We start from the raw sequence: 14,638 nt of genomic DNA, 5'->3' as shown, positions 1-14,638 counted from the left end.
GCAGGTCAGGACGGGAGTTCGGCGTCCGGCACAAGCGTGTCGGGGACGGTCTCGGTGTACTGCTCGCCGGTGCGCGGGCAGCGCCAGTGGCCCTCGCCGGCGGGCTCCAGCGGTTCGCCGGCCCGGCCGACCCACTTGATCCGGCGGGCGGGCACCCCGGCGACCAGCGCGAAGTCGGGGACGTCCCGGTGCACCACCGCGCCGGCCGCGATCAGCGCCCACCGGCCGACGGTGACACCGGCCACCAGCACGGCCCGGCCGCCGATCGAGCAGCCCTGCCGGAGCGTGACGCCGCGGGCGTGCCAGTCGTCACCGCGCTTGAGCCGGCCGTCCGGGTCGACGGAGCGCGGGTACAGGTCGTTGGTGAGGACGGCGGCGGGGCCGACGAAGACGCCGTCCTCCAGCACCGCGGGCTCGTACACCAGGGCGTGGTTCTGCAGCTTGACCCGGTCGCCGAGCTTCACGCCCGGGCCGACGTAGGCGCCGCGCCCGATGATGCACTCGGCGCCGATCTCGGCGTGCTCGCGGACCTGGGCGAGGTGCCAGACGGTGCTGCCCGGGCCGAGGGTGGCGCGCGGGTCGACGTCGGCGGTGGCCTCGATCCTGGGAGCGCTGCTCGTCATGGCGCGACCCTAGCGCGGGTGGACGGCCCCCGTCCGGGCTTCCGGGGACCGTCCTGGACCGTCGGTCAGGCTCCGGCGGTGGTGGCCGGGTCGATCGGTGCGGGCGGGGTGGAGGCGATCACCTTGCGGGCCAGCTTGCGCGGCGAGGTGAGGAAGCCGAAGCCCCAGCTCAGGTGCATGGTGGCGAGGGCCAGCGGGACCTGCACCCGGGCCTTGGCGGACAGGCCGCGGCCCTCCGCCAGGCCGCCGGCGATGATCGCCGCGAAGTAGCCGCCCGGCAGCACCAGGAACACCGGGTGCAGCGCGGCACCCAGCACCAGGCCGCCGACCACGCCGAGCAGGGCGAACGGCGGGGCCAGGTAGCGCAGGTTGACCGAGCCGCGGTGGTAGCGGGTGACGACGCGGCGCCAGCGGCCGTAGTCCTTGTACTGCTTGGCGAGCGCGCGCGGGGTCGGCCGGGGCCGGTAGGTGACCTTCAGCTGCGGGGTGAACCAGACCAGTCCGCCGGCCTGCCGGATCCGGTAGTTCAGCTCCCAGTCCTGGGCGCGGATGAACTCCTCGTTGTAGCCGCCCTGCTGCTCCAGCACCTCGCGGCGGAACACCCCGAGGTACACGGTGTCGGCCTTGCCGGCCAGGCCGCCGGTGTGGAAGGCGGCGTTGCCGACACCTATCTTCGAGGTCATCGCGGTGGCGACGGCCCGCTCCCACTCGGTCTCGCCCTCGGCGTGCATGATGCCGCCGACGTTGGCGGCGTTCATCTCGTCCAGCAGCCGGACGGCGGTGGCGATGTAACCGGGCGTCAGCAGCCCGTGGCCGTCCACCCTGACCACCACGAGGTGCCGGCTGGCCCGGATCGCGGCGTTCAGGCCGGCAGGGGTGCGGCCGGTCGGGTTGGGGACGGTGCGCACCCGCGGGTCCTCGGCGACCAGGGCGGCGGCGATCTCGTCGGTCCGGTCGGTGGACGGGCCGAGTGCGATCACCACCTCCAGTTCGCCGCCGTACTCCTGTTCCAGGATCCGGTGGACGGCAGTGCGCAGGTGACGTTCCTCGTCGAGCACCGGCATGATCACGGAGACCGCCGGCAGCTCCTCAGCAGCCTTGGTGTTCATCGTGCCCGAGCGTACCGGCGCGGACCGGCCGGTGTCGGCCCGGGTCGGTTCCGGTCCGGCGCGCCGCCGGGGCCGGGCGGGCCGCAGCGCTTAGCATCCGGAGAATGCCTGTTCAGCGCCAGCTCGTTCGCCTGTCCAAATCCAGTCGGACGCGCCGCAGGCGCTGGGGGCTGTGGACGGCGGGGGCGCTCTCCTTCTCGGTGCTGGCCGCCTCCTGCGGCGGCTGGGCGGTGCTGAACGGCGTCGGCTCCTCGCTGGGCCGGGTGGACGCGATCGGCGGCGGCCCCGACCGGCCCGCGGACGACGGGGCATCGACGTTCCTGGTGGTCGGCACCGACGAGCGGGACGGCATCCCGGAAGCCACCCTGAAGAACGTCCTGCACGCGGGCGGCGAGTCCTGCCACTGCACCGACACCATGATGGTCGTCCAGCTGTCCGCGGACCGCGGCCGGGCCACCGTGGTGTCCGTGCCGCGCGACTCGTACGTGGACATCCCCGCGCACCAGGACCGGATCTCCGGCAAGCAGGTGGCCGCCTCCAAGGGCAAGATCAACGCCGCGTACGGGATGGGCGGGGCGCCGCTCGCGGTGCGCACCGTGGAGCAGAACACCGGGCTGCGGATCGACCACTACATCGAGGTGAACTTCCTCGGCTTCGTCTCCACCGTGGACGCCCTCGGCGGCGTCCAGGTGTGCTCGCCCAAGCCGCTGAAGGACGACTACTCGGGCCTCGACCTGCCGGCCGGCACCAGCAGGCTGGACGGCGCGGGCGCGCTGCGCTACGTCCGGGCCCGGCACGTGGACGGCTCCTCGGACCTGGGGCGGATGCACCGCCAGCAGAAGTTCCTGGCGCAGCTGCTGCACCAGGCGTCCTCCGGCGGCACCCTGCTCAACCCGGCGAAGCTGACCGGGGTGATGGACACCGTGCTGCGTTCGGTGAAGGTGGACAAGGGCCTGGGCAACGCCGAACTGCTGGATTTCGCGACCCGGTTGAAGGACGTGTCGGCGTCGAACGCGGACTTCGCGACGGTGCCGCTGTCCTCGGTGGACCACCCGGTGCAGGGCTGGGGCTCGACCGTGCTGTGGGACGAGAAGGGCGCGAAGGCGCTGTTCGAGGCGGTCCGCGCCGGGCGGCCGCTGACCGGTCCGGCGCCGACTGCGGCGGCCCCCACGACGGCGCCGGCTGCCGGAACGGTTCCTCCCGAGCAGATCCGGGTGCAGGTGCTGAACGGCACGGGCGTACAGGGCCTGGGCACCCGGGTGGACGAGGACCTGCGCAAGGCCGGGTTCGCCACCACCGGTACCCCGTCCAACGCCCCCGGCAACGGACCGGCCGCCACCCGCACCGTGATCCGCTACGACCCGCACTGGGACGAGTCGGTGAAGGCGCTGGCCGCCGCGCTGCCGGACGCCGAGCTGGTCAAGGTCCCGAACCTCGGCGCGACCCTCCAGGTGGTGGCGGGCAGCGAATACAAGGGCCCGGCCGCCGCCACCGCGCCCGAACCGGCCGCCGCGGGCAGCGGCCCGGTGGCCGGGGCGGAGAGCGGCAGCGAGATCAGCTGCCCGGCCTGACGGGCGGTCAGCGCAGCAGATACTGGGCCACCGCCCACGCCATGTACCCGGCGAGCACCAGGCGGTTCAGCCACAGCATCGAGCCGACCGTGCCCGCGGGCAGCGCCGTCAGCGGGCGGCGCTCCGGGCGCTGGGCGAGCGCGGTGACGATGCGGGCGACCTGCTGCGGATCGAACTCGCCGCCGAAGTGACGGTGCAGCAGGCGGGCCGGGCCCGCGCTGAAGCCGAACAGCGGCCGGCTGCGGTACCGCACAGTGACGCGGCCACTGTGCAGCGCCGCCGCCGTCACCTGCTGCCAGCTCGCCCGGCGCACCCGCAGCACGCCGCTGAGGACGACGCCGTCGCGGTCCACCGCGAGCTGCCAGCCGAACCCGCCCATCACGCCGAGCAGCAGCCCGCTTCCCATCACCAGCGGGCGGAGCAGGTTGTCCACCAGGCTGTCCTGATCGGCGAGGAAGTTCATCACTGCGCCGATCAGCACGGCGGCGACCGGGGCCGCCGCACAGCGCAGCGCGGTGGGCAGGCCGAACACCCGGGCCGGTTCCGGGCTGCCGCCGGGGTCTTCGGCGCGGTCGTCCGCCAGGCTGCGGGCGACCTGGGCCTTCACCTGCGCCTCCTCGTCGCGCGCTTCGCCGTCGCGGTCCCGCTTGGACGGGGCCGCCAGGACGACGGCGCGGGCGGCCGTCCACTTGTGCGGCGTCTCCGGGGAGCGGAGCACCACCAGCCGGTTGCGGCCGCCGCCCCAGTGGTAGAGCAGCGCTTCGACGGGGGCGTCGGCCTTGCCGAGGGCGACCGGCGTGTCCTCGTCGTCCTCGCCCTCGTCGCCCTCGTCGTCGTCCTCGTCGTCCTCGGGGTCGGGTATCCACGCGGCCGGGCCGTCGAGGTCGGCGGGCGCGTACTGGGCGGCTTCGTCGCCGAACGGCATCACGCGCCACAGGCCGGCCTCGCGGTCGCCGCCGTCCACCGGCAGCACCTCCAGGACGCCGCTCGCCGTCCGCCGGGCCCGGACCCGCAGGACGGGGGCGCTGTCGCCGATGGTTCGGCGCGCCACGGTGGTGCGGCGTGCGGAGAGGAGCAGCAGGACGGCGAAGGTGCCGGCCGCGCCGACGCCGAGCCACCACGCGGCGGAGTCCTGCCACTCGTCGGCGGCCCGGTACCAGCCGGTGCCGTCGACCAGCAGCGGGACCTGGTCGCCGACCGTGCGGTCGCCGTCCACCTCGGCGGTGAGCGTCCGGTACTCGTGCGGCAGCCGGTACTCGACGGTGGCGCTGTCGCCGCCGTCGTGGATGCTGCGGACGGTGCCCCACGTCCGGTCGGCGCGGGCGGCCCGGGCGAGGGCGTCCTCGGTCTGCCACACGCCGACCGCCAGCAGTACCACCGCGGCCGCCCCGAACAGGGCGGCCAGGATGTGCCGCACCCGGGGCCGGGACGGCGGGTCGATCGGGGAATCTGCGCCCCGCAGCGTCCACGGGTAGGGCACCGGCGGGCCCATCAGCGTGGCCAGTTGGGCCTCGGCGCGGCGCAGGCCGGCGTCCTCCCGGTACAGCGCGGCGGCGGCCAGCAGGTGCGCGGCGCAGGCGGCGGTGGGCAGCCAAGGGCCGGGCAGCGCGTTCGGCAGGAACCAGAGCAGCAGGCCGGCCGCGGCGGGCACCACGAAGCTGGTGCGGCGGCGCAGCAGCAGCGCCAGGAATTCCACCAGCAGCACGGCGGGTGCGGCGCTCTCGGCGTACGGCACGGTGCAGGCCCGCAGCGAGTCGCACCGGTCCGGCGTCCGGTCGAACGCGATCGCCAGCACCACCGTCACCACCGGCAGCAGCGCCAGCCAGCGGCTGTTCAGCCGCTGCCACACCCGGGCGGCCCGCCACTGGTCGGCGGCGGCCAGCGTCAGCGCGGGCGCGGCGGGCAACGGGGGCGCGGGGTATTCCGACATGCGCGCGATTCTGGCAGGCGCCTTCCGGGGCGCTCGCACCGGAGGTAAAGGAAGCTTCAATTCCCGTTGCCCGAACCGCTGCTGACGCTCAGCCGCGGAGCTACGTTGAAGAGGAGAGCGATCCGACGGGGGTGTCCGCGATGGCGGTGCTGGTGGTCGAGGTGCGTCCGCACTGGTTCACGGCCTGGTTCCACCGGATGGCGACGGAGCCGGTGGTGGACGTGGACGGGGTTCAGTCGCGGGCCCGCTGGGGCGTCAACCGGGTGCCGGTGACGGAGGGGCGGCACGTGGTGTCGGTGTGGTTCCGGTACCGGGGTCAGCGGGCGGCGCGGCTGGGCGCCGGTGGGTGCGAGCTGACGGTGGCGGACGGGGCGCAGGTGCCGGTCTCGGCGCGGCTCGGGGTGCGCAACGGCAGTCACTTCACCGTGGCCTGAGACGGCGGCAGGCCCGCCCGGGGATTCCGGGCGGGCCTGCTGGTCGGGACAAGCGGTCAGTCGGTGGCGATGGCGGCCAGGACGTTCATCCTCGCGGCGCGGAAGGCCGGGACGAGGGCGGCGACCAGGCCGACCACGATGGAGCCGATCAGCACGGTGACGACTGTGCCGGTGGGGATGGTCAGCACCGTCAGGCCCTGTTCGGCGAGGACGGCGCGGGCGGTGACGCCCCAGCTGAGGCCGAGCACGGTGCCGAGGACGGCGCCGAACAGGGCGATCACCACGGACTCCAGGCGGACGGTGCGGCGCAGCTGACGGCGGGACAGGCCGATGGCGCGCAGCAGGCCGATCTCCCGGGTGCGTTCGACCACGGACAGCGCCAGCGTGTTGACCACGCCGAGGACGGCGACCACGATCGTCAGGCCGAGCAGGCCGTAGACCATGGCGAGCAGCTGGTCGAACTGGGACTTGACCATCTCCTTGTAGCCGGCCTGGTCCTTGACCACCAGCTGCGGGTAGTCGGCCAGCGACTTCTGCAGGTCCGCGAGCACCGCGCCCTTGTCGGCGCCGGCCGACGCGGCGCCGAGCAGTAGGCCGACAGGCGGCAGTTGACCGTTCATCGCCTTGGCGACGGTGTCGGTGCCGGTGAAGAAGCGCTGGTCGAACAGCTGGTTGCCGGTCTTGATGACGGCAGCGACCTTGAGGGTCTGGCCGCGGCCCTCGCCGTAGTTGACGTTGAGCTGGTCGCCGACCTTGAGGTGGTGCTCGTCGGCGAAGTCCTGGCCGACCGAGATGCCGCCGTCGGCGAACACCGCCTCGGCGTTGCCGGAGGCGATCGGGAGCCGGAAGTCCTTCAGCAGGCTGGCGCCGGAGACGGCGAGACGGGTGCGCAGGGTGCCGCCGTCGGGCAGCGTGATCTCGGCGGGGACGTTCCGCTGCTCGGTCAGGTGGTCGAGGCCGTTGGTGCGCCGGGCGGCGTCGACCATGGCGGGGGTGAGGGCGCCGTGGCCGCCGTCCACCACGTAGTCGGCGCCGACGGACTTGTCGATCTGCGAGGTCATCGAGCCGACCATCGAGGAGGTGACCACCGAGGCGCCGATCACCACGGCCAGGCCGATCATCAGCGCGGCGGCGGTGGAGCCGGTGCGCCGCGGGTTGCGGACCACGTTGCGCTGGGCGAGCCGCCCGGCCGGGCCGAACAGTGCGGGCAGCAGGCCGCCGAACAGCCGAACCAGCATGGAGACCAGCAGCGGGCCGAGCACCACCGAACCGGCCAGGGTGGCCAGCAGGCCGAGGCCGAGCAGCATCCCGCCGGTGGAGCCGGGCGAGCCCGCGGCGAGCACCAGCGCGGCGACGCCGGCACCGGTGATCAGCAGGCCGACCGCGGCCCGGATCCGGTTGGCGCGGGGTTCGGCCGGGGCGGAGTGGTCGAGCAGCGCGGCCATCGGGGTGATCCTGGCGGCGCGGCGGGCCGGGAAGAACGCGGCGAGCAGGGTGACCGGCAGGCCGACGGCGTAGCCGACCACCGGGACGGCCCAGGTGATCTGGAGCGAGGAGGCGTCCAGGTTCATCCCGGTCGCCTTCATCAGCTGGATCATGCCGGCGGCCAGGCCGAGGCCGGCGCCGATGCCGATGGTGGAGCCGATCAGGCCGAGGATCAGGCCCTCGACCAGCACCGAGCGGTTGACCTGCGACCGGCTGCCGCCGATGGCGCGCAGCAGGCCGATCTCCCGGGTGCGCTGGGTGACCAGCATGGAGAAGGTGTTGACGATCAGGAAGATGCCGACGGCGGCCGACAGGAAGGCGAAGCCGAGCATCGCCCACTTCATGAACTTCAGGAACGAGCCGACGCCCGCCGAGTTCTCCTTCTGCTGCTCGGCGGCGGTCTTCGCCTCGAAGCCGTTGCCGAGGTCGGCCAGCGCGGCGGTCTTCAGCTCGTCGTTGCTGCGGCTGCCGTCGCCGAACAGCTCGACGGAGGTGTACGCCTCGGTGCCGAGCAGCACCCGCTGCGCGGTCGGGGTGTCCAGGAAGGCCAGCGCCGCACCGGGGTTGGTGGTCCGGAAGGTGACGATGCCGGAGATGGTGAAGTCGTAGTTACCGGTCTCGGTGATCACCCGGAGCTTGCCGCCCAGGCCGAGGCCGGACTTCTTGGCGGTGTCGGCGTCCAGCATCAACTGGTCGGCGCCCTGCGGCTGGTGGCCGGAGGTGATGTCGACCGACGTGCGCGGCGAGTCCGTCCAGTTGCCGGTCAGGGTGGGGGCGCCGGAGGTCGGGCCGACCAGCTTGTTGGTGGCCGGGTCGACCAGGGTCGCGGTGGAGGCGAAGACGTTGCCGACGGCGGCCTTGACGCCCGGTTCGGCGGCGAGCTTCTTCTGGACGTCGACCGGGACGGTCGGGGCCCGGCCGGGGCCGTCGGCGGTCAGTTCGTCCTGCGCCTTGCGCACCGACAGGTCGGAGGCGGTGGCGGCGAACAGCCGGTCGAAGGTGGTGGTGGCGGTGTTGTAGAAGACCAGGGTGCCGGCCACGAAGGCGACCGAGAGCACCACGGCCAGCAGGGAGAGCACCAGGCGCCACTTGTGCGCGAGGAAGCTCCGCAGCGAAGTCTTGAGCAGCATCGTTCCCGGTCCCGTCTCAGCTGGTGCGCTTGCCGTCGAAACGGCGCATGCGGGTCAGGACGGAGTCGGCGGTCGGGTTGTGCATCTCGTCGACGATCACGCCGTCGGCGAGGAACAGCACCCGGTCCGCGTGGCCGGCGGCCACCGGGTCGTGGGTCACCATGACGATGGTCTGGCCGAGTTCGTCGACCGAGCGGCGAAGGAAGCCGAGCACCTCCGCACCGGAGCGGGAGTCCAGGTTGCCGGTGGGCTCGTCGCCGAAGATGATCTCGGGCCGGGCGGCCAGCGCCCGGGCCACCGCGACGCGCTGCTGCTGGCCGCCGGAGAGCTGCCCGGGCCGGTGCTTGAGCCGGCCGGACAGGCCGACGGTCTCGATCACCTGCTCCAGCCAGGCCCGGTCGGGCTTGCGGCCGGCGATGTCCATCGGCAGCGTGATGTTCTCCAGCGCGTTCAGCGTCGGCAGCAGGTTGAACGCCTGGAAGATGAAGCCGATCTTGTCGCGGCGCAGCCGGGTCAGCTGCTTGTCCTTCAGGCCGGTGACCTCGGTGTCACCGATCCAGATCCGCCCCTCGGAGACGCTGTCCAGGCCGGCCAGGCAGTGCATCAGGGTCGACTTGCCGGAGCCCGACGGACCCATGATCGCGGTGAACCGGCCGCGCTCGATGTCCACGTCGACCGCGTTCAGCGCCGTCACCCGGGTCTCGCCCGTCCCGTACGCCTTGGTCACCTGCCGGGCCCGGGCGGCGACGTCGTTCTGCTCGGCTACGGGTGTGAGGTGCGCGGCGCTCGCTGCCGTGGTCACTGCTTGCTCCTTGAGGTGGGGTGGGGTCCGCCCGATGTCCTCAAGCCTCCCGTCTTGACCGCGCCCTTACGTCCTCCACCGGGACGAACGCCACCACCGGGAAACGCTCCGGGGTCGGGGCCCTCTCCCCTAGGGGTCCGCGCCCCGCGGGGTAAGGGTCCCGAGCCCGGTGGTTGACGAACTGTCAGACCGTGACGGCCAGTTCGGCCCGCGGCTGGAGCGCGGCGGAGAACGCGTCCACCACCGGGGTCAGCAGCACCTCGGTCTCCCGCTCCAGCTCGGTGCCGCCGTCCTCGCGCACCACGATGTGCCGGTCCAGCACGAACCAGCCCTGGGTGATGTGCGCGGCGCCCATCGAATTCAGCACCGGCCGCAGCGCGTAGTCCACCGCCAGCACGTGCGCGGTGGAGCCGCCGGTGGCCAGCGGCAGAACGGTCTTGCCGCGCAGCGCGTACTGCGGCAGCAGGTCGAGCAGCGCCTTCAGCAGCCCCGAGTAGGCGGCCTTGTACACCGGCGTGCCGATCACCACCGCGTCCGCCCGCTCGAACAGCTCGACGGCGCGGGCTATCGCCGGATCGGCCGTATCGGCGGCCAGCAGCGCCCCGGCGGGCAGCGAGCGGGCGTCCAGCGCCTCCACCCGGTGGCCGTGCGAGACCAGCCGGCGGTCGACGTGGCGCAGCAGCTTCGTGGTGCGGGAGGTCGCGGACGGGGAGCCGGAGACGGAGAGGATCACGGCCATGGAGTCACCTCGGTGCGTACGGCCGCGGGCACGGCGGCCGGAAACGGAAGAAACGGGAACGCGAGGGCGAGGACGCGGGCTCGCCCGGGGGTGAATGCGCGGCGAGGACTCAGCCGCGACACAGCGAGCAGGACACCCGACCGTGGTCGACGTGCCGCCGACGGGTGAGGACCTTCCGCTGCTCCATGCGGCCATGCAAACACGTGCGGTTTTACCGGGTCAAGGCCGTGTCCGGCCGGTGAACACCGCACCGAACGGTCCGGGCCCTGCATCAAAACGGCCACAAGGAGCCCCCTCCGAGCCGGACGATCACCACGCGGCCCGAGGTTCGGGCATCCTTCCCCTCATGAACACGTGGCAGGAGCGCCCGGGGGGCGGCGCATACGGGCAGGGCGACGCGGCACGCGGCCGGGGCGGGGCGGGCGCGGAGCCGCCGCTGCCTCCGTCGTTGAATCCGCGCGGCACGGGCGTCCCGCTCTCCCGCCCCGACCAGCCCCCGTACGGCGGGCCCAGCAACCCGGGCGGGCCTGGCGGCCCCGGCGGCCCTGGCGGCCCTGGCGGCCCTGGCGGACAGCCTCCGTACGGTGGCCAACCGCCGTACGGGCAGCCCCCGTACGAGCCGGAGCCGAATCCGCGGGGCGACGGCGCCCCGCAGCCGGCCCGGCCGCGCCGCTCGCGCAAGAAGATCATCGGATACTCGGCGCTCGGACTGGTCCTGGCGCTGCTCACCACCGGGATCGGCACCTACTTCTGGGCCGACGGCAAGCTCCGGCACGAAAACGTGCTCGCCGACTACCCGGGCCGCCCGGCGGCCGGCAAGGGAACGAACTGGCTCATCGTGGGCTCGGACAGCCGCGAGGGCCTCACCGACGCCCAGGAGGACAACCTCCACACCGGCTCCGCCGAGGGCAAGCGCAGCGACTCGATGATGATCCTGCACATCGGCGACCACGGAAACACCCTGATGTCGATCCCGCGCGACTCCTGGGTGCAGATACCCGCCCACCAGGACACCTCCGGCAGCGGAAAGTCCATAGCCGCCAGCACCCACAAGATCAACGCCTCCTTCGCGAACGGCGGCGGCCGGCTCCTGGTGCAGACCGTCGAGACCAACACCGGCCTGCGGATCGACCACTACGCGGAGATCGGCTTCGCCGGATTCGTCGGCCTGGTCGACGCCGTCGGCGGCGTCGAGATGACCATCGACCAGCCGATCAAGGACAAGGACTCCGGCCTCGACCTCCAGGCCGGCACCCAGACCCTGACCGGCAAGCAGGCCCTCGCCTTCGTCCGCCAGCGGCACCAGATGGCCGACCAGGACCTCGGCCGGATGCGGAACCAGCAGAAGTTCCTCGGCGCCCTCGCCAAGCAGGCCGCCTCCCCCGGCACCCTGCTCAACCCCTTCACGTTCTACCCGCTGGCCTCCGCCGGCCTCGACACCCTGATCGTCGACAACGACGCCGGCCTCACCGACCTCGGCTCGATGTTCCTCGCCATGAAGGGCGTCACCGGCGGCGCCGGCCAGACCATCACCGTCCCGATCGGCAACCCCGACTTCCGCACCCCCACCGGCGAATCCGCCGTCAAGTGGGACCCGACGAAGTCCAAGGCCGTCTTCGACGCGATGAAGAACGACACCGCGGTTCCCGACACGAAGTGACCACCACCGAAGGGCGGGGGTTTTCGAACTCCCGCCCTCCGGCGCGTCATTGACGCTTCGTCAGGCAGCTCGCCGGAACAATGTCCGCCATGTCCCTGGTGACCTCCCTCATCTACCGCCGCCGAAGCCGGCTGTTCGGCCGCCTGGTCCAGGAAGCCCTGGCCCTCTACGGCGTGGAGGTCCCCGCCGCCGCCGAGATCGGCCCCGGCCTGCTCGTCTACCACCGCGGCTTCGGCACCGTCCTGCACCCCTTCACCACCCTCGGCGCGAACGTCACCCTCTACAACGGCGTCACCATCGGCCGCGCCGACCCGTGGGTCCCGCAGGAGGAATCCGCGATGCGACGGGTCGTCCTTGAGGACGGGGTGGTGGTCTGCGCCGGCGCGAAGATCGTCTGCAAGTCGGGCGTCCTCACGGTCGGCGCCGGAACCGTCATCGGCGCGAACGCGGTGCTCACGCGTTCCACTGGGCCCAACGAAATTTGGGCCGGCGCCCCGGCCCGGCGGTTGGGGATGAGGGCGCCAAACCAGGGAGAGCACAACCGGGGGCGCTGGGGGTCCCCCCGGCGAAGCGAGGGGGCGGAACTGCGCGGGCAAGGAGCGCACGCCAGCTAGGTCGCGATCAAGTGCAAGTCATTGCCCTACGTCGCGATCTTGCCGACGGGCACCTTCCGCTTCGCGCAGTTCCGCCCCCTCGCTTCGCTGGGGGGACCCCCAGCGCCCCCGGTTTCGCACCCTCGCAGCTCCCAACGCCCCTGGTGGTTCTCGCCTGCTACGGCAGGTTACGGGCCATGACGATGCGCTGGACCTGGTTGGTGCCCTCGTAGATCTGGGTGATCTTCGCGTCGCGCATCATCCGCTCCACCGGGTAGTCCCGCGTGTACCCGTACCCGCCCAGCAGCTGCACCGCGTCCGTGGTGACCTCCATCGCCACGTCGGAAGCGAAGCACTTCGCCGACGCCCCGAAGAACGTCAGATCGCCGTCACCGCGCTGCGACTTCGCCGCCGCCGCGTACGTCAGCTGCCGCGCCGCCTCCAGCTTCATCGCCATGTCCGCCAGCATGAACTGGACGCCCTGGAACTCCGCGATCGCCTTCCCGAACTGCTTGCGCTCCTTCACGTAGCCCTTCGCGTAGTCCAGCGCGCCCTGCGCGATGCCCAGCGCCTGCGCGGCGATCGTCACCCGGGTGTGGTCCAGCGTCCGCATCGCCGTCGCGAAACCCGTGCCCTCCGCGCCGATCATCCGGTCCGCCGGGATCCGCACGTTGTCGAAGTACACCTCACGCGTCGGCGAACCCTTGATGCCGAGCTTCTTCTCCGGCGCGCCGAACGACACACCCTCGTCGCCCTTCTCCACCACGAACGCCGAGATGCCCTTCGACCGCAGCGAGGGGTCGGTCACGGCCATCACCGTGTAGAACTCCGAGACGCCCGCGTTGGTGATCCACCGCTTCACACCGTTGAGCACCCAGAAGTCACCGTCCCGCACCGCCCGGGTCTTCATGCCGGCCGCGTCCGAACCCGCCTCCGGCTCCGACAGGCAGTACGAGAACATGCCCTCACCGCGGGCCAGCGCCCCCAGGTACTTGGCCTTCAGCTCCTCCGAACCGGACAGCTGCACCGGCAGCGAACCCAGCTTGTTCACCGCCGGAATCAGCGACGAGGAGGCGCACACCCGCGCCACCTCCTCGATCACGATCACCGTCGCCAGCGCGTCCGCACCCGCGCCGCCGTACTCCTCCGGCACGTGCACCGCGTGCAGGTCGTTCGCCTGCAGCGCCTCGAGGGCCTCCGAAGGGAACCGCCCCTCCTCGTCCACCGCCGCCGCGAACGGGGCGATCTTCGCCTCCGCCAGCGAGCGCACCGCCTCGCGGAGCATGTCGTGCTCCTCGCTCAGCCGGTAGAGGTCGAAGTCCGCTCCGGAGTTACCCGCCATCTGCTCTGCCCCTTGCGATAGTTACCGTTGAGTAATGCCCATCGTAGGCGCGCACGCCGACGTCAGTCGACCTTGTCGCCGAGGGTGTCGCCGCTGGTGCGGTGCTCGGTGAGGTACTCGTCCATCCGGTCGCCGCGCATCGCGTCCCAGAGCAGGCCGGCGGCGCCGTCGTCCATCAGGACGACGGACTGGCCGTCGATGGAGTCGAAGCCGCCGAAGGGGGCGTTCATGAAGTGGACGCCGTCGGGGCGGACCGCGCGCAGGCTCCAGGCGAGGTCGTAGAGGTCGCTGTTGCTGAGCCGGTCGTCGACGGAGACCACGTCGCCGACGGTGCCGAGCAGGCCGGTGAGTTTGCCGGGGCTGGAGAGGGTGCCGGAGTTCATGGTGCGGAGCATCAGCGAACGCAGGAAGTTCTGCTGGCGCTTGGTGCGGTCGAGGTCGCCGTTCGGCAGGCCGTGGCGTTCGCGGACGTAGAGCAGGGCCTCGGCGCCGTCCATGTGGTGGGTGCCGGCCAGCCATTCGCGGGCGTCGCCCTTGGCCTCGATGGTGCGCGGGATGGTGATGTCGACGCCGCCGACGGCGTCGGTGAGGGCCCGGAAGCCGTTCCAGTCGATCACCGCGATGTGGTCGATCCGGATGTGGGTGAGGTCCTGGACGGTCTGCACCATCAGCGCGGGGCCGCCCCAGGAGTACGCGGCGTTGATCTTCGCCTTGCCGTGGCCGGGGACGGGCACCCAGGTGTCGCGCGGGATGGACACCACGGAGACGGACTTCCGGTCGGCGGAGATGTGCATCAGCATCATGGTGTCGCTGCGCTGGGCGCCCAGCTGCCAGGCGGGGGCCTTGGCGTCCTTGCCGGTGGTGGGCTGGTCGGAGCGGGCGTCCAGGCCGACCAGCAGGAAGGTCTGGCCGGTGTGCGGGACGGCGGTGGGCTGCGCGGCAGTGCCGGTCGGGAAGGCGTTCGGGATCCGGGCCACCGAGGACGCGTAGTGGTCGGCGGTCCACACCAGGGCGCCGAAGCCGGTGCCGAACAGCACCAGCAGCACGACGAGGGTCCACAGCAGCAGCCGGCGGCCCCGGCGGCGGCGCGGCGCCTTCCCGCCCTCGCTCTCCTCACTCGAAGGGTCCCGCTCGTCGTCGCGGTCGAAGATGCTGAGTAACCCCTGGTCCTCGTCGGCCCCGTCGGGCCGCTCTTCGGCAGTCATGCGCGCATTGTGAAC

At 72.4% G+C, this 14,638-nt stretch carries 12 protein-coding genes; 4 read left to right on the top strand and 8 right to left on the bottom strand.

Annotated features, from left to right (window positions below; translation table 11 throughout):
* Positions 1 to 5 precede the first annotated feature (5 nt).
* Positions 6 to 623 carry an acyltransferase gene (locus ACIHEI_RS15640; protein ID WP_396606950.1) on the bottom strand — a complete coding sequence of 206 codons (618 nt, stop codon included), beginning with the start codon at positions 621 to 623 and terminating at the stop codon, positions 6 to 8.
* A gap of 65 nt (positions 624 to 688) precedes the next feature.
* Positions 689 to 1,732: a glycosyltransferase family 2 protein gene (locus ACIHEI_RS15635; protein ID WP_396606949.1), complete on the bottom strand. Its 1,044-nt coding sequence runs from the start codon at positions 1,730 to 1,732 to the stop codon at positions 689 to 691.
* A 104-nt stretch (positions 1,733 to 1,836) separates the two neighbouring features.
* Between ACIHEI_RS15635 and ACIHEI_RS15630 the strand changes: the two genes are divergently transcribed.
* On the top strand, positions 1,837 to 3,303 hold the full coding sequence (locus ACIHEI_RS15630; protein ID WP_396606948.1) for an LCP family protein: 1,467 nt from the start codon (positions 1,837 to 1,839) through the stop codon (positions 3,301 to 3,303).
* 7 nt (positions 3,304 to 3,310) lie between these two features.
* Here the strand turns inward: ACIHEI_RS15630 and ACIHEI_RS15625 are convergent, their stop codons facing one another.
* The gene (locus ACIHEI_RS15625; RefSeq protein ID WP_396606947.1) at positions 3,311 to 5,233 is read right to left on the bottom strand and encodes a hypothetical protein; all 1,923 of its coding nucleotides are present in this window, start codon (positions 5,231 to 5,233) and stop codon (positions 3,311 to 3,313) included.
* A 140-nt stretch (positions 5,234 to 5,373) separates the two neighbouring features.
* On the opposite strand from ACIHEI_RS15625, the gene ACIHEI_RS15620 reads away from it, so the two are divergent.
* Positions 5,374 to 5,667, top strand: a complete 294-nt coding sequence (locus tag ACIHEI_RS15620; RefSeq protein ID WP_392954611.1) for a hypothetical protein — start codon at positions 5,374 to 5,376, stop codon at positions 5,665 to 5,667.
* A gap of 56 nt (positions 5,668 to 5,723) precedes the next feature.
* On the opposite strand, the gene ACIHEI_RS15615 is transcribed toward ACIHEI_RS15620, so the two are convergent.
* The 3 genes from ACIHEI_RS15615 to ssuE all read right to left on the bottom strand — a co-directional run bounded on the left by ACIHEI_RS15615 (position 5,724) and on the right by ssuE (position 9,823).
* A complete protein-coding gene (locus ACIHEI_RS15615; RefSeq protein WP_396606946.1) occupies positions 5,724 to 8,282 on the bottom strand; it encodes an ABC transporter permease in 2,559 nt (852 codons plus the stop codon).
* A gap of 16 nt (positions 8,283 to 8,298) precedes the next feature.
* A complete protein-coding gene (locus ACIHEI_RS15610) occupies positions 8,299 to 9,084 on the bottom strand; it encodes an ABC transporter ATP-binding protein (RefSeq protein ID WP_387867095.1) in 786 nt (261 codons plus the stop codon).
* Between the two features lie 184 nt (positions 9,085 to 9,268).
* Complete coding sequence (gene ssuE, locus ACIHEI_RS15605) at positions 9,269 to 9,823, bottom strand: NADPH-dependent FMN reductase (protein WP_396606945.1); 555 nt, start codon at positions 9,821 to 9,823, stop codon at positions 9,269 to 9,271.
* A 346-nt stretch (positions 9,824 to 10,169) separates the two neighbouring features.
* Here ssuE and ACIHEI_RS15600 point away from each other — a divergent pair, with 346 nt between their 5' ends.
* Positions 10,170 to 11,483: an LCP family protein gene (locus ACIHEI_RS15600; RefSeq protein ID WP_396606944.1), complete on the top strand. Its 1,314-nt coding sequence runs from the start codon at positions 10,170 to 10,172 to the stop codon at positions 11,481 to 11,483.
* A gap of 89 nt (positions 11,484 to 11,572) precedes the next feature.
* Positions 11,573 to 12,097, top strand: coding sequence for a serine O-acetyltransferase (locus ACIHEI_RS15595; RefSeq protein WP_396606943.1), 525 nt, complete (start codon positions 11,573 to 11,575; stop codon positions 12,095 to 12,097).
* Positions 12,098 to 12,254: 157 nt separating this feature from the next.
* On the opposite strand, the gene ACIHEI_RS15590 is transcribed toward ACIHEI_RS15595, so the two are convergent.
* A complete protein-coding gene (locus ACIHEI_RS15590; protein ID WP_387644891.1) occupies positions 12,255 to 13,418 on the bottom strand; it encodes an acyl-CoA dehydrogenase family protein in 1,164 nt (387 codons plus the stop codon).
* A 62-nt stretch (positions 13,419 to 13,480) separates the two neighbouring features.
* Positions 13,481 to 14,623, bottom strand: a complete 1,143-nt coding sequence (locus tag ACIHEI_RS15585; protein WP_392954623.1) for an LCP family protein — start codon at positions 14,621 to 14,623, stop codon at positions 13,481 to 13,483.
* Positions 14,624 to 14,638 lie beyond the last annotated feature (15 nt).

This window comes from Kitasatospora sp. NPDC051984 (assembly GCF_044593455.1).
Lineage (GTDB): Bacteria > Actinomycetota > Actinomycetes > Streptomycetales > Streptomycetaceae > Kitasatospora.
The sequence above is the reverse complement of the archived record's forward strand: the minus strand, read 5'-3'. Positions and strand labels throughout refer to the sequence as shown.

Excerpts from the sequence above, each read along its gene's own strand:
- ACIHEI_RS15640 (WP_396606950.1), bottom strand. The coding sequence starts at position 623 with ATGACGAGCAGCGCTCCCAGGATCGAGGCCACCGCCGACGTCGACCCG.
- ACIHEI_RS15635 (WP_396606949.1), bottom strand. The coding sequence starts at position 1,732 with ATGAACACCAAGGCTGCTGAGGAGCTGCCGGCGGTCTCCGTGATCATG.
- ACIHEI_RS15630 (WP_396606948.1), top strand. The coding sequence starts at position 1,837 with ATGCCTGTTCAGCGCCAGCTCGTTCGCCTGTCCAAATCCAGTCGGACG.
- ACIHEI_RS15625 (WP_396606947.1), bottom strand. The coding sequence starts at position 5,233 with ATGTCGGAATACCCCGCGCCCCCGTTGCCCGCCGCGCCCGCGCTGACG.
- ACIHEI_RS15620 (WP_392954611.1), top strand. The coding sequence starts at position 5,374 with ATGGCGGTGCTGGTGGTCGAGGTGCGTCCGCACTGGTTCACGGCCTGG.
- ACIHEI_RS15615 (WP_396606946.1), bottom strand. The coding sequence starts at position 8,282 with ATGCTGCTCAAGACTTCGCTGCGGAGCTTCCTCGCGCACAAGTGGCGC.
- ssuE (WP_396606945.1), bottom strand. The coding sequence starts at position 9,823 with ATGGCCGTGATCCTCTCCGTCTCCGGCTCCCCGTCCGCGACCTCCCGC.
- ACIHEI_RS15600 (WP_396606944.1), top strand. The coding sequence starts at position 10,170 with ATGAACACGTGGCAGGAGCGCCCGGGGGGCGGCGCATACGGGCAGGGC.
- ACIHEI_RS15595 (WP_396606943.1), top strand. The coding sequence starts at position 11,573 with ATGTCCCTGGTGACCTCCCTCATCTACCGCCGCCGAAGCCGGCTGTTC.
- ACIHEI_RS15590 (WP_387644891.1), bottom strand. The coding sequence starts at position 13,418 with ATGGCGGGTAACTCCGGAGCGGACTTCGACCTCTACCGGCTGAGCGAG.
- ACIHEI_RS15585 (WP_392954623.1), bottom strand. The coding sequence starts at position 14,623 with ATGACTGCCGAAGAGCGGCCCGACGGGGCCGACGAGGACCAGGGGTTA.